Origin of the sequence: Marivirga tractuosa (assembly GCF_042140215.1) — a bacterium.
In the GTDB taxonomy this organism is placed as follows: domain Bacteria; phylum Bacteroidota; class Bacteroidia; order Cytophagales; family Cyclobacteriaceae; genus Marivirga; species Marivirga tractuosa_A.
In genome coordinates this window covers 4,189,617-4,202,375 of sequence record NZ_CP159478.1, presented here as the reverse complement: position 1 = coordinate 4,202,375, position 12,759 = coordinate 4,189,617, and the positions used below count along the sequence as shown (strand labels likewise).

The 12,759-nt window shown below is 33.3% G+C and carries 10 protein-coding genes and 1 tRNA gene; 6 read left to right on the top strand and 5 right to left on the bottom strand.

The features are described from left to right. Positions 1-25: 25 nt before the first annotated feature. From ABWH96_RS18780 to ABWH96_RS18770, 3 genes are read right to left on the bottom strand one after another with little or no spacing between them, the layout of a single operon-like run. On the bottom strand, positions 26-376 hold the full coding sequence (locus tag ABWH96_RS18780; RefSeq protein WP_375579039.1) for a DUF2513 domain-containing protein: 351 nt from the start codon (positions 374-376) through the stop codon (positions 26-28). Continuing rightward, positions 366-854: a hypothetical protein gene (locus tag ABWH96_RS18775; RefSeq protein WP_375579038.1), complete on the bottom strand. Its 489-nt coding sequence runs from the start codon at positions 852-854 to the stop codon at positions 366-368. The genes ABWH96_RS18780 and ABWH96_RS18775 overlap by 11 nt, the downstream gene beginning before the upstream one ends. Further along, complete coding sequence (locus ABWH96_RS18770) at positions 851-4,597, bottom strand: Eco57I restriction-modification methylase domain-containing protein (protein WP_375579037.1); 3,747 nt, start codon at positions 4,595-4,597, stop codon at positions 851-853. The genes ABWH96_RS18775 and ABWH96_RS18770 overlap by 4 nt, the downstream gene beginning before the upstream one ends. A 211-nt stretch (positions 4,598-4,808) precedes the next feature. Between ABWH96_RS18770 and ABWH96_RS18765 the strand changes: the two genes are divergently transcribed. After that, the gene (locus ABWH96_RS18765; RefSeq protein ID WP_375579036.1) at positions 4,809-7,748 is read left to right on the top strand and encodes a hypothetical protein; all 2,940 of its coding nucleotides are present in this window, start codon (positions 4,809-4,811) and stop codon (positions 7,746-7,748) included. Between the two features lie 82 nt (positions 7,749-7,830). Here the strand turns inward: ABWH96_RS18765 and ABWH96_RS18760 are convergent. Beyond that, a tRNA-Met gene (locus tag ABWH96_RS18760) sits at positions 7,831-7,903 on the bottom strand. A gap of 110 nt (positions 7,904-8,013) precedes the next feature. Between ABWH96_RS18760 and era the strand changes: the two genes are divergently transcribed. The 5 genes from era (at position 8,014) to ABWH96_RS18735 (ending at position 11,635) form a co-directional block, all read left to right on the top strand. Then, on the top strand, positions 8,014-8,898 hold the full coding sequence (gene era, locus ABWH96_RS18755; protein WP_375579035.1) for a GTPase Era: 885 nt from the start codon (positions 8,014-8,016) through the stop codon (positions 8,896-8,898). A gap of 109 nt (positions 8,899-9,007) precedes the next feature. Beyond that, positions 9,008-9,367, top strand: coding sequence for a four helix bundle protein (locus tag ABWH96_RS18750; protein ID WP_375579034.1), 360 nt, complete (start codon positions 9,008-9,010; stop codon positions 9,365-9,367). Positions 9,368-9,427: 60 nt separating this feature from the next. Beyond that, the gene (der, locus tag ABWH96_RS18745) at positions 9,428-10,735 is read left to right on the top strand and encodes a ribosome biogenesis GTPase Der (RefSeq protein ID WP_375579033.1); all 1,308 of its coding nucleotides are present in this window, start codon (positions 9,428-9,430) and stop codon (positions 10,733-10,735) included. Between the two features lie 66 nt (positions 10,736-10,801). Then, on the top strand, positions 10,802-11,062 hold the full coding sequence (locus ABWH96_RS18740) for a hypothetical protein (protein ID WP_375579032.1): 261 nt from the start codon (positions 10,802-10,804) through the stop codon (positions 11,060-11,062). Positions 11,063-11,212: 150 nt separating this feature from the next. Beyond that, positions 11,213-11,635 carry a BLUF domain-containing protein gene (locus ABWH96_RS18735; protein ID WP_375579031.1) on the top strand — a complete coding sequence of 141 codons (423 nt, stop codon included), beginning with the start codon at positions 11,213-11,215 and terminating at the stop codon, positions 11,633-11,635. A gap of 42 nt (positions 11,636-11,677) precedes the next feature. Here the strand turns inward: ABWH96_RS18735 and ABWH96_RS18730 are convergent, their stop codons facing one another. Next, entirely contained in the window at positions 11,678-12,754 is a 1,077-nt protein-coding gene (locus ABWH96_RS18730) for a 3-oxoacyl-ACP synthase III family protein (protein ID WP_375579030.1), read from the bottom strand. Between the last annotated feature and the right edge of the window lie 5 nt (positions 12,755-12,759).

The window sequence follows — 12,759 nt, the reverse complement described above, 5'->3', positions numbered from 1 at the left end:
GTTGCAGCTAAACTGCACTTCATTTTCAATAGCTTTCTGTGATTAATTTTTGCAATATTATTTGAAGGGCGCTAAACGGAATATTAGAAATTTTTCCACTTAGTTTACCTTTAAATTTATTCCAAGCTGAATCATTTCTTATTGTAGCCAGAAACTCTTGTCCATTCCATGTTAAATATTTAGGCCAAAATTCAAAACCATCGTTATCAGAAGCATTTAGTGTCTCAATAAAACCTACCTGATCAAGGAGCATAATATGGTATGTGATTTGACTTTCCGTATATCCGTTAAATTCAACTATATTTTCAGCATTCAGAGTTTCTTTCGACTCGATCTTAATTAAAATTTCTTTGATCAGTTTTAAATCACGTTTCATATGACCTTATTTCTTTTTCAGAAAATTTTGAGCCTTTGTGTCCCAATTCTTCTCCTATTTTGACAATTAATTCATTCTTATTTTCAATTCTATTTTGATACCACAAATTAAAGACTTCAGTAGAGCCAAATACAATTAGATTTGAATTTATCTTTTCCTCGTTAAAATCATTTTTATCATTGAATAGTATTGTTAAAAGTTCGTGATAAGCTTTTTTCTTATCTTCTAATTTTTTGCGATCTTCTTCTATTTTGCCTTTGTACAACCAATAAGCAAATCCAACAACAATTGTGGCTACTGCTGATATTATGGCTGCTAATACAGAATCGTTTATTCTGTCCAAAGAATCAAATGTAAACTCAATGAATCTTATAATAACTCCGTAGAAAAAGAAAACACTTCCGATAAAATAGCTGACTATTATTACTATGGAAAGAACGATCGCTATAAAGCCTAAAATAAATTTTAAAACTTTCACCCAACACCCCCTTCCACTATCTTAATCTCCTCTTCCGTCAACCCATACAACTCATAAACTATTTGGTCTATCTCTTGCTCTAAAGAGGTGGTGTCGGCTTTTGGATCGTCCATCTTTGCTTCTAGAATTCGACTGGCATATATGTCGATATTTTCACTTGTAGAATTCCAAACATTAGGAATACTGAACTGAAGAATATCCCTTATCATAATTTGTGGAAATGTATCGTCATCTGAAATTTGAAATTTCTTGCGAAAATACCAGCCTATAAATTTTGAGTTTAAGATTCCAAGAATCGATTGATAGCTATGCTTTGCGATCTTTTTTTTGAGTTTTAACACAAAGAGGAGCGTATTGCAGTAAGAAGTATAAGGTACATAGGTGGATATCAAACGGTCACTTGTAATCTTACGAATAAGTATTTTTTCTCCCTCAAAATTTTCCGCATTCCGAGGAGCTGCTAGCCATTCACCATAATTAATCCAGTTATTCTCATTCCAAAGCAATGTGTAAAAACCAATGTGCTTACCATCAATAAAAGGAGACCAATCATCAGATTTTTTAATTAAGGATGTGTATGGCTTTTCATCTCTGATTTCTGGTGTTTGAGATGGTTTTCCCTTACCTACTTCATAAACTTTTATGCCAGAGTACATTCCTGCAAACTCTTCAATTCTTGGATAAAGTGTATCAATTCTATCTATAAGTTCAAGATCTTTTTTGTTGCTTTGGACATTGAACCCTAACTCTTTAGACCAATAGGAAATTGGTGTTTGGAAGGAGTTTGTAGCTTCGTCTAAATTGACTTTGTATAGCTTTTTACCAAACGTTTTCACTCGAACAGGATAATTTTTGGCTGCTTTTGGTTTAACATTAAGAGTAAAAAGAAGAATCGTATCAACGACTGCGTCATTAAAAACATTAGATGGAAGTAGTACCAATTCCTCTAACATCGTTTTTTGCAATAAAAAATTTCGCAATTCTTGAGTAAAACCTAAATTCAGTACAGTATCTGGAGTTATATAGTTTAAGCGCCCATTTAATTTCAGAATTTGTTGTCCCTTTTCAATAAATAACACATAACTTTCGCCTCTGGAATTGAAAGTTTCGTAAATCTTTTTAATGAAATTCGCGTCACTTTTATTGAAGTTTACGCCATAAGGTGGATTCCCAATCACAACATCAAAGCCAATAAAATTACCTTCATTATCCAGTACTTCAGGAAACTCAAATCGCCATTCAAAAGCATTTTCAAATATCTTATTATTTAGTATATCTGATTTTTCTTTTTCTAATCTCGCTTGTTTTTTTGTAGCTTTTTCAAGTTTGTCTTTTACCTTCTTCGGAATTTTCTCGCCCCACTGTTTTTTAGTATTTATTTCTGTTAATAATTTGGTTACGGCAACCCTTGATTTGGTGATTTTATCTTTGAATCCGTCATCAGTATTTGATTGGAAGTTGTCTTTGATTTGAGATAGAATTATTTCAAGACCTCTTTTATATTCTTTATCTTTGGCCTCTTTGTAATTAGAAACAAATGTTCTATAATCACTAATAGTATATTTCAGACTTTTTAATGCATCACTTAAATCAGCATTTATACTAAATCGACTTACAAGCGAATTACCCGTTTTAATGTTGATGTCAATATTCGGCAGGGTTTCCAATTCCCTTATTTCATAATCAGCATCACAAACAGGAGAGGAGTTTTGCACCCTATCAACACGCTTATAGTACGCACTTTTCAATAACTCAATCCAAAGTCGCAATCGGCATATTTTTACCGAATTGGGGTTGATATCCACCCCAAACAAGCATTTTTCAATTAGTTCCTGCTTTTCATGAAATAGAGCTTCTTGCATCCTTTGGCTCTTATCGTGAGTGGGTTGGTAGGTAAACAGCCTATCTTCCAAATCAATAATAATCAGTTCATCATTTTCTATGCTGATTTGATAATCACTAAGCGGTTCACCATTTCTATCGCAAAGTATGCTCAGTTCATGTTTAATGGCGATTAATTCGTTTAAAGCCGATACCAAGAAGTGACCAGAACCCACAGCAGGGTCACAGATTTTTAAGTCATTTATCAACTGATTGGCTTGCGCTCTCACGGCTTTTCTACCCAAATCGCTATGCTTAATTTCAGCATGCAAGTCCTCTTTCAGTTCACCAAAATCTTTGCATTTCCATTCATAGTGAGTGTTGAATTTCTCCACCACCGCTCTACGGATAGTTTCTCGGCACATATACATGGTGATAAAGCCTGGAGTAAAGAAAGAGCCGTCTTTATAGCCATTGATCTTTTCAAATATCAATCCTAAAACTGAGGCATTGATGAGGGTTTTATTTTCCTCCTGAATTTCCTCTGAACCCTCACTGCTGAAATCGTATGATTCCAGAAAAGCGAAGAGATATTCCAAAACGGGAAGTTCTCCCGTTCTTTTTTTGCCGTTAGGGTCTTTCAGTACTGTGCTACGGTAAATCGGTATAGTTTCCGTAGCATCCAGCGTATCAATGTGTAATGCACGGTTTTCTAGTTCATTGGCTTCAAAAAGGCTGGAATTCAGATAAGGTACTTTAGCAAAAGCTTCTTGAAAAGCGGGTTTTCGTTTATCGGTGGGTACTGCCAGTACGTTGAAAAACAAATCAGCCAATTTATTGAAATTGCCTATCCGCTTCAAACTCAGAAAGGAAAAGCTTTTATCCCCTTGGTTGTAGTCCAGCAATTGCGCTTCTAGTAGTTTTAAGAAGAGAATACGGTTCAGCCACGTAATCACCAATTGTAATCCTACGTTGAATAAACGCTCCTCCGTATTTTTACCGTATTGCTGTGGATTGTCCAGTCGGTGCAACTCGCCACGGCTTTCTAGTTTAGAGATTACCGATTCCAGTAGCGTACCATAAATTCTATCTTTCTCAGGCTTACGCTGTATGAGTTTCTTTCCTTTTTCCTGAAATTCCTCTAAGCCCATGATGTAAAGCAATTCATTATAAAAGCTCTTGTCTAATGAGTTGCTGTCGTTAGCAAACGGCAATTTGAGCAAATGCTCAGGAGAAAGCAGTTTGTAAAGCACTATCAGCTTACTATCATGCTCCTTACTACTTTTCAGTGCTTTATCGTAGTCATTTATATTGAAATAAGTAAAGCTGATTTCATTCTCTACCGCTTCAATAGCTGGTTTTGCGATTTCTTTGTAGAAATGTTCTGTATTGGTAGCCGAAAGTGTACCCGCCTCAAATTCCTTAAACTTACTGACCAGTTTTTTATCCCGTGCAAATAGGGTGTCGAATAGGTGCGCATCAAATACGAACCATTCGTGTATGTTCGTAATCACTAAATGGCGCACCTCCGTATTGGATTGCGTAATCCGTTCTCTCAGGAAATACAACACCAATTCCTGCATGGCTTTAGTGTTGATTTTATCCTTAAGGGGCATTTCTGTTTTATTAGTAGGGCTTTTGGCTTCAATAATTACCCCTACAGAACTTTTAGTGTTTTTGCCGTTATGAATTACTTGATCATTACGCCCTTTCGTATTGATGTAGTAATCGGGTGCGTAATAGGTGTTCTTTAAAAAATCCGCTATAATATTCTTATGAAATTCCTCTGATTCCCCCTCCTTAATCTGCTCCAAAAGCGAAGAAAGCTGATGCTTAAAGCTGTCAATCTGTGAACGATTGGGTTTAACTTTCAGAAAAGCCTTATTCAGCGATTTTCGGGGAGTCAGGATATTATAAGTCATAAGCGTGTAAAATGGGTGCTATGGTTCAATCAACCTTTAAATTAAGGGAATTTATTGGGAAATAGGGGTAAGTTTAGATAAGAAATTCATATTATTAGATTTCAAAACACGATTCTTTGATAAAATAATTGGTATAATTAATATAAAATTACCTAGGTTAATTTCCAGATCACGAAATAAAATAGATTAAAATATAAAACACCTTATCAACATGGGAAATATTGTTCAAAAAATAATGCCTTCAGATGTAAAGGTGGCTTACCTAAAATTGAAGCATAATGTATACTATGATGCAAATTTGCTTTTTATGCGAGATAAATTGGCGGAATTTGAATCTAATTCTGGCTTTGAACAGAAGATATTAAAAATAGCCGATTTTCTAAATAATTATGAAGAAACTGAACAGGCTTTTTTAGAAAATTTATTAAATGAAATTGATTTTAAGGTACTTCCTAAATCGTTCAAAGAGCAAGAAATTACTACTAAAGGGTCTATTTTAAGCAACAGGTTTTTATCAAAGAGTAAAAAAATCTCGAAACTATCTTATTTCGCTGATATCCCAATTGAATTACATATAATCTCAGTTATTTGGATTTTGAAAATAGGGTATAGAATTGAAGAAAATATTTCAGACGATAATTATGGTAACCGATTGGAGATAGAGAAAAATTCTAAAGTTGTAAATTCTGGATTAAGTTTATACAAAAGATATTTTGATCAATATCAGAAGTGGAGAGATAAATCTATAAAAAAAGCCAGTCAATTGTTAGATGAGAAAAAAGATGTAGCAATTGTAGGTCTTGACATAAAATCATTTTATCATAGTTGCAATATAGATTTCAGTAAATTAAAGCAAGAAATAGGTGATGATGAATTAGATTTTCTTACTGACATAATAGAAAAAATACATATAAAATATAGCCAACTATTTAATAATGGAAATGCTATCATTCTTCCAATTGGCTTTTTAACTTCTGGCATTATAGCAAATTGGTATTTGTCTGACTTTGATAAAAATATTATCACTAATTTGAATCCAGTATCTTATTCACGCTATGTTGATGATGTATTAATTGTTATTCAGAATCCTAAATTAGATTACGATACAAAACACACAATCGAGGCATTTTTGCTAGAAAATTTTGTCAAGAAAGATATTTTAGAAAAAGTCTCAGATAATAGTTTTGGTATAGTAGGTTATGAGAATTTATTAATTTCTCCTGATAAAATAACATTAAGTGATTTTGAAGGAGGTGGGTCAAAAGCTGTACTTGATAAATTCCAAAATAATATCTTAAAAAGTAGTAGTGAATTTAATTTCCTTCCTGAAGAGTCTTTTAATGAAAATTTAGGTGAAGAGGCACATGATTTTAATTATTCAGATTCTAGTAACAAATTAAATAGCATTAGAGATTTAAGAATAGATAAGTTTTCCGCTTCTAAATATATTGCAAAAAAAATATTTAAATCAACTATCCCGCCTATAAGCGATAATGGTAATACTTCTTACGAAATATTAAATATTTTTAAAGGTGTCTTAGGAATCGAATTTTTCACACTCTGGGAGAAAATATTTACATTTTTAGTTATACATAATGAATTTGATAAAATAGGATTATTTTATGCGGAACAGATAAAATCAATAAATTCACTTGAATTAGAATCAGATGATGAACTGACAATTGATGAAGCTACTCTCAAGCAATGTAAAAAACATTTAAAGTCTTTTTTAACAGTTAGTTTATCACTTGCTTCAAGTTTAAACCCCTCTTTCCTTAGAAGTAGATCAATATATAATCTTATTCGACCTGAAATAGATGATATTATTTTGAAAATTAAACATTTTAGGAAATCGAATCTTTTAAGAAACACCTATTTAAACTCACCAGCGATAACATTCACCGATTATTGTACAAAGAGCCATGAAAATAATTTAATTGATCCGAAATTTGAAAAACAGAATATTGATAAGAAATCAATTAAGTATTCACCAAGATATGTTCCTTTTTCGGAAATAGTAAATTATAAGATGTTGAGTAATCTGTTTGCAAATGGAGAAAAAGATCAGAATGAGACTCTCAAGGACCTTCAAGACTCCTCATTTAATTTATTCTATAAAATTAATTACGAGAATAGATTCTTAGATGATAAGGAGGAATTGTTTCGTGTTTTATACAAAACTGTAGGAGATGATGTGCAAGAAAGTTCATTTAAAGAAGATCTCAGAAAAAAATATTATATCAAAAAGAAGAAATCTAAAAGTGGTGTAAAATATTCAAATGTAGTAGTGCCAAGCTCTATAAAAAAGCAAAAATTAAGAGTTGCAATAGCAAATCATCGAATTGATTCAAAGAATATTGAAAAAAGTATTAAAGGTAATTCAGTATTGACAAAGGATAGAAAAGAGGCATTGATTAAAATGTTAAATGAAGCTAAAACATTAAAAGCAGATATAATAGTTTTACCTGAAAACTCGGTACCGTATCGATGGTTAACTTTGCTTAATAGCTTCGTCAGAAAGAATAATATAGGGATTATCTTAGGTCTTGAGCATATTAATAGTGAAAATACAGTCTATAATTTTCAAGCTGTTTTATTGCCATTGCGATTTTCTGGGATATCTGATGTCTACATGGGGTTAAGACTCAAAAATCATTATTCTCCAAACGAAAAGTTTATTATTGAGAGTTTTGGTTTTTCAGTTCCCAAAAGCAATCCTTACTATGAATTGTATAATTGGTCAGGCGTGAATTTTTCCACATATAACTGTTATGAGTTAGCTGATATTAATCATAGATCTATCTTCAGATCAAAAGTAGATTTTGTAGTAGCAACTGAATACAATAGAGATATTAATTATTTTTCTAATATAATTGAATCTTCATCCAGAGACCTACACTGTTTTTTTATCCAAGTGAATAGCTCAGATTATGGTGATTCTAGAGTGACCCAGCCCTCTAAAACAGAGTTTAGAGATTTGATTAGACTTAAGGGAGGTGAAAATGATGCCGTTTTATTAACCACTTTACCAATTAATGATTTGAGGCAATTTCAAATAAAGGGTTATGGCTTGCAAAAGGATGATAGCAGGTTTAAAATAACACCGCCAGATTTTGATAGGGAAGAAGTAAAAAGACGGTTGGATGAGTAGAAAAAAATAATATAAAAGTGTACCCCATACTGTACCCCTAAATAAAAAAGCCTGCTTAATTTTCATTAAACAGGCTTTGTAGTAGCGGGGACAGGACTCGAACCTGTGACCTTTGGGTTATGAGCCCAACGAGCTACCAACTGCTCCACCCCGCGATATAAACTCTCGATTTGAACACTTTTTCTGGTGTTTCCTTCAAAAGGATTACAAAGGTATGATAAGGTTTTCGAAAAATCAAGTACCTTTGCAAAATAAATTTTAATTAATGTCAGAAAATCAGCACAAAGCCGGATTTGTAAGTATAGTAGGAAAGCCAAATGTGGGGAAATCCACCTTGATGAATGCTTTGGTGGGTGAACGCCTTTCTATAATTACTTCTAAAGCTCAAACTACTCGCCATAGAATTATGGGGATTTTGAGTGGGGAAGACTTTCAAATCGTGTATTCTGATACTCCTGGGATTTTAGCGCCTCAATATGAACTGCATAATTCCATGATGCGATTTGTGAAATCGGCACTAGAGGATGCAGATATTTTATTGTTTGTAACTGATTTATATGAAAAGCATGAGGAAGGCGATCTTTTAATTGATAGAATAAAAAAAAGTGGGGTTCCAATCATTTTGGTGATGAATAAAATTGACCAATCGAAAGGTTCGCAAGCAGAAGACAAAATGAAATATTGGGCAGAAATCATTGAGCCAGATTATCAAATTATGATCTCGGCTTTGGAGAAAGTCAATATTGAGAATCTATTTGGTCAATTAACTGATTTATTACCGGTTCATCCTCCATATTTCCCTAAAGATGAAATGACGGATAAGCCTGAAAAATTCTTTGTGGAGGAAATCATAAGGGAAAAGATTTTTCAAAACTATAAAAAAGAAGTGCCTTACAGTTGTGAGGTAGTAGTAACAGAATTTAAGGAAGATGAAACTATCATCAGAATTAGAGCTGAAATATATGTAGAAAGAAAATCCCAAAAGGGGATAATCATTGGTAAAGGTGGTGAAGCAATTAAGAAAGTAGGTATAGAGTCTCGCAAGGATTTGGAAACCTTCTTCAATAAGCAAATCCATCTGGAGACCTTTGTGAAAGTAGAGCAAGACTGGAGGAAAAAGGATTTGAAGTTGAAAAGATTCGGTTATTGATAATTAGTAATTAATAATTAAGGAATTAATAATTGTCAAAAGCAATCTATGGAATGAAAAATATCTTGATTAAATTAAGCTCAAAAGTATGTTTAATTTAAATTTTAAGATGATGAGAAAAGACAACTTAATTCAACAAAAAAGCTACCAATTTGCTCTGGAGATTATTTGGTTAGCACAGAAATTAAATGTTAATAAACAATTCGTTATATCAACACAAATACTTAAAGCAGGAACTTCTATTGGGGCTAACGTAGAAGAAGGTATAGGTGGACAATCAAGAAAGGATTTTAGTGCGAAACTAGCAATTTCATATAAAGAAGCTCGGGAATCTCATTATTGGTTAAGGTTGATTAGAGATACTAAACTTCATGATGCAGACGAAATAAATCAAAGATTATCGGACTGTGAAGAAATTTTAAGAATCCTAACAGCGATTCTCAATAAAGTAAAAGAAAGTGAAGTTTAAGAGTAAGTGAGATTAAACTCCAAAATTATTATCTATTAATTATTAATTACTAATTATTAAATGTCAAACATAGTAGCAATAGTAGGGAGACCGAATGTCGGTAAATCCACCTTTTTTAATCGTTTAGTGGAGCGCAAGCAGGCGATTATGGATAACGAATCGGGTGTGACGCGCGATAGACAGTACGGTGAGGCGCAATGGATAGGTAAAAAATTCACCGTGATTGATACGGGCGGATACGTGACTGGTTCCAATGATATATTCGAAAAGGAAATCAGAAAGCAGGTGAAAGAAGCCTTAAAAGAAGCAACTGTTATTTTATTCATGGTTGATTGTCATACAGGTTTAACCGATATGGATAAAGATTTTGCCAATATTGTAAGAGAAGTTGGGAAGCCAGTATTCGTGATTGCCAATAAAGCCGATAACACAGAAAAAAGCTATATGGCTGGGGAGTTTTTTGGTTTAGGCTTTGATGAAGTTTTTAGCATGTCTTCCGCTAGCGGCTCTGGTTCTGGTGAGGTTTTAGATGCAGTTGTTGAACTTTTCCCTGATGATGACCATAAAGATCCTTTTGAAGGTGTGCCTAGATTGGCGATATTAGGTCGACCAAATGCAGGAAAGTCCTCTTTTTTGAATGCTTTATTGGGAGATGAGAGAACCATTGTGACGGATATTGCTGGAACAACAAGAGACTCCATCAATACGCATTATAAATTGTATGGTAAAGATTTTATTCTGACTGATACCGCAGGATTGCGGAAGAAGACCAAAACAAAGGATGATATAGAGTTTTATTCAACCATCCGTGCCATTCAAGCTCTGCAGGATAGTGATGTTTGTATTGTGATGATTGATGCAACTCGTGGTTTTGAATCCCAGGATATGCAAATCATTGGATTGGCCCATAAAAACAAAAAAGGGATCATGATTATGGTCAATAAATGGGATTTGATTGAAAAAGATGGGAAGACACATGATAAATTCAAAAAGGAGATTCAAGAGAAATTAGGCCCTTTAGATTATATCCCAATAATATTCACATCCGTAACTGAGAAGCAAAGAATTTTTCAAGCGATAGAATTAGCGACAAAGATATATTTCAGTAGAACTGAAAAAGTTAGTACTTCCGCCTTGAATGAAGCCATGTTGAAAGAGATTGAAAAATATCCGCCTCCAGCATTGAAAGGGAAATATATAAAAATTAAGTATGTGACTCAATTGCCTACTTACACGCCAACTTTTGCATTTTTCTGTAATCTTCCACAGTATATTAAACCACCTTATGAGCGCTATTTGGAAAATAGATTAAGAGAGCATTTTGACTTTGAAGGGGTACCAGTTAAGCTAGTTTTTAGAAAAAAATAGTAAATATACTTTTGTCAGTCTTAATAATTAGATACATTTACATCTTAAACCATAATCTATTAAACTATGAAAAAATTATTCACATTATTTTTATTAGGTGCTTTCACCTTAGCAGTATTTGCTTGTGATAACAAAAGCGAAAAAGAAGAAGCAAAAGATCAGATTGAAGAATCTACTGAAGAAGTTAAAGATGCAGTAGAGGATGCAGGTGAAGAGATCGAAGATGCTGCTGAAGAAGTAAAAGAAGAATCTGAAGGAAAAGTTGAAGAAGCAACTGAAGAAGTTGAAGAAGCTACTGAAGAGGTTGAAGAAGAAGTAGAAGGATAATTCTTTCAAAACTCTAAAGAATTAAGAAGGTCGCAATTGCGGCCTTTTTTTGTTTAGAATATTTATGTTTTTTCTATTCTATTAAACAATTTGGTAACTTATTGATTAAAGGTTGAAATATATTTTTTTAAACTTTAATTTTTTATAATTATGTTATCACAATTAGTTTATGTTAGCAATAGAACGAAAAGCAAGGCTTCATCTGAAGAAATCGAAAACATTTTAGCTGCCTGTAAGAGGAATAATCCTGATTTAGGGATAACGGGTGCTTTACTTTATTCCGATCAAAAATTTTTACAATTAGTGGAAGGTAAGAATGATGTGGTCATGGGGCTTTATGATAAAATAAAGAAAGATTCCCGCCACCAGAATTGTGTGATGTTATCCTATACCCCTATAAAAGAGAAAACTTTTCCTAGTTGGCACATGGGGAGCAAAAAATTTAACACAAACGAAATTGATTACAAAACAAATATAAGCGCAGAAGATAAGTTGATTTTCTCAAAATTATTAAGCGGTACAGAAACAGACGGGAGTAAAACCAAAGAAATTATTCAAAAATTCTTCAAATAAAAGGGGGTGGAAGAAACTAACTTAAGTTTCTTCCATACTTTTTTACATTCTATAAATAATAGCATTGATATGCATTCCGGCTCCAACAGATGCTAAAATTATATCATCGCCTTCATTTATTTCATGTCCTTCTATTTCTCCTTTTAATACCATATCCAACATAACTGGAACAGTGGCTACGGAATTATTTCCAAATTTCTGAATTGTCATAGGCATCATTTCTTTTGCCTCAAGTCTTAAATCATAAAGTTGGCCTAATTTTCTCAAAATAGCTTCATCCATTTTTTCATTTGCCTGATGGATCAATACTTTTTGAATGTTTTCCATGAATATACCTGAGCGCTTTAGTGCAGATTGCATAGCCGTGGCAACTTCATCTAGGGCGTATTCATAAATTTTCCTGCCTTTCATTTTAATGTATCGAGTGTTATCATCCAAATCAGGCTTATTGGATTTTCCCATCGCTAGGTAATTCAACTCTTCATTAGCATCTGTCCTGTTGGCAAAGCCTAGTATTCCTTTTCGATCATCATCATATGAGGCAGAAACAATGGTGGCTCCAGCACCATCCGAAAATATCATCCCATCCCTGTCATGTGGGTCAACACATCGGCTTAAGGTTTCAGCTCCTATCACCATAATATTTCTGCAAAACCCACTTCTTATCATTTGATAGGCTTGAATAACACCTTGAACCCAACCGGGACAACCAAAAATAATGTCGTAACAAACGACATCTGGATTTTGGATTTTCAATTTGTGTTTTACTTTTGCTGCCAAACTTGGCATATTATCTACCCTATTAGTCCCAGCTTCCATATCTCCGAAGTTCTGGGCATAAATGATATAATCTAAATCTTCCTTGTCAATTGAGCTGTTTTTTAACGCATTTTCTGCTGCTAATGCACCTAAGTCAGAATTTAACTGGTCATCATTAGCATACCTTCTTTCTCTTATTCCTGTTATCTTCTCAAACTTCTTGATGATTTCTTCATTCGGAATATCAAATGGTTTACCATCTTCCATGTAGAACTCATGGTTTAAGAAATCCTCATTTGTTACTACATTCTCGGGCACAAAAGAGCCAATTCCGTTAAAAACTACATTTGGTGTCTTCATAATTT